The organism is Dysgonomonas sp. HGC4 (assembly GCF_001261715.1).
GTDB lineage: Bacteria > Bacteroidota > Bacteroidia > Bacteroidales > Dysgonomonadaceae > Dysgonomonas_A.
This window is the reverse complement of the sequence record NZ_CVRU01000012.1, coordinates 1-1,745: the sequence shown is the minus strand read 5'-3', so window position 1 is coordinate 1,745 and position 1,745 is coordinate 1. Positions and strand designations below refer to the sequence as shown.

1 protein-coding gene and 1 tRNA gene are annotated in these 1,745 nt (G+C 35.0%); both read left to right on the top strand.

Features of this window, described 5'->3' with window-relative positions:
* Positions 1–102 precede the first annotated feature (102 nt).
* On the top strand, positions 103–1,539 hold the full coding sequence (locus tag HGC4_RS00810) for a DUF3078 domain-containing protein (RefSeq protein WP_050708215.1): 1,437 nt from the start codon (positions 103–105) through the stop codon (positions 1,537–1,539).
* 116 nt (positions 1,540–1,655) lie between these two features.
* Positions 1,656–1,728 (top strand) — tRNA-Met (locus tag HGC4_RS00805).
* Positions 1,729–1,745: the final 17 nt, after the last annotated feature.

Below are 1,745 nucleotides of genomic sequence, written 5' to 3'. Positions count from 1 at the left end.
AAAAATGAAGCTGTGAGAAGCTTTTATTATTATATTTGCAATATTTGAGTATTATGTCTCGTTTATTGGCTAAATAGTTAAGAGGAAAGCAATCTAATCAAGATGAAAAATTCTTTATTTTATATTTTAGCATCATTTATGATGTCACTTTGTACTTTGGCTTCTCGCGCCGAAGCTTTAAATTTAAGTTATAATGAAAAAGTTATCCCTGCATATAAGCTTTCGGAGGATGATAGATTTGCGCTAAATATAGCTCAAAAATCTATCCTACAGAATGATTCGGCTCTTGTATATACCAGAGGTACTAATGGCTTAATTATTGTTCCGCCTGTAGATTGGGATCCTTTTCCCTATAATGTTAGTTTTCGGGATACAGTAATATATGACCGACTTTTTCTTCCTGTTGTATTTGATGGTAAGATCTTACCTCCACGCTTGGACTTTATACCCCAAAAAAAATCGATGGAGCGTCCGCAGTTTCGTCTAATACCAGAAGAGAATACATTTGCACCTTTAATAAAGAGGGCAGAAGAGGTGCAAGCCAGACGTCGGAATTTCTATATGGATATGAGTAATATTGGAGATGTTCGATATAATGCGTCTGTACTGAAAAGTATACCGAAACTAAAAGAGGAAGATGCAACTAAACGAAATTTTCTTCACGACCTTATAGCTACAGATGAGGCTATAAAGGTTACTCCTATAGAAATGGAAAAGATTGATCCGGGTTTTATCTATTGGGTTAAAACAGGAAATCATGCACTTCAAGTAGCCCAAAACTATATTACACATAACTGGAGTAGGGGAGGAAATAGTAGCTTCTTTATTCGCAATGATCATAGGATAACTGTAAACTATGCTAAAGATAAGATTACATTTAATAATATTTTGGAGTGGAGATTGAACTTACAGGCTACTCCCTCTGATGAACTTCATGATGTAAATATAAGTGAGGATTTATTTCGTTTAGAGAATATATTAGGCTATAAAGCGTATAATAATTGGTCATACTCTGCTCGATTAGAAACAAAGACACCGTTCTTTCAAAGTTATCCGTTAAATTCGAAGGATAAGACTTCTTCTTTTTTAGCTCCTTTTATGGCAAATATAAGTGTCGGTATGGGATATAAACTTGATAAAAAATTTGAGAGTGATAAGAGGAAGACGTTGAATCTAACTTTTAATTTATCTCCACTGTCTCTCAATTATATTTATGTAAGGGATAAATTCGTAGATGAAAAACGATTTGGATTAGAGGAGGGAGAGCGCACACTAGCTGAATTTGGTTCTCTGGTTAGTTCAAATCTAGATTTTAGGGTTAGTAGATATGTAACATGGACATCACGCTTTAAATACTTCACAAACTACGAAAGAGTGGAAGTTGAGTTCGAAAATGTATTTACGATGTTGTTTACTCGTTTGCTCTCTACTACTGTTTCTTTGAATACAAGGTTCGATGACAATGTACCGAAAGGTGGACAATTGGGGTACTTTCAGGTTAACCAACTTGTAAGCTTTGGATTAAATTACAAATGGTAAGGAATGCATTCGTTTGATGCTTAATTGAATAAGAAAAATATGACAAAATAATATAAAAATAATGAGCGAAATGTTTGGACTGTATTGAAAAAGACGTATCTTTGTACTCGAAATATCGCGGGGTGGAGCAGTTGGTAGCTCGTTGGGCTCATAACCCAAAGGTCATCGGTTCGAGTCCGGTCCCCGCAACAAAAGAGAAAGCATCT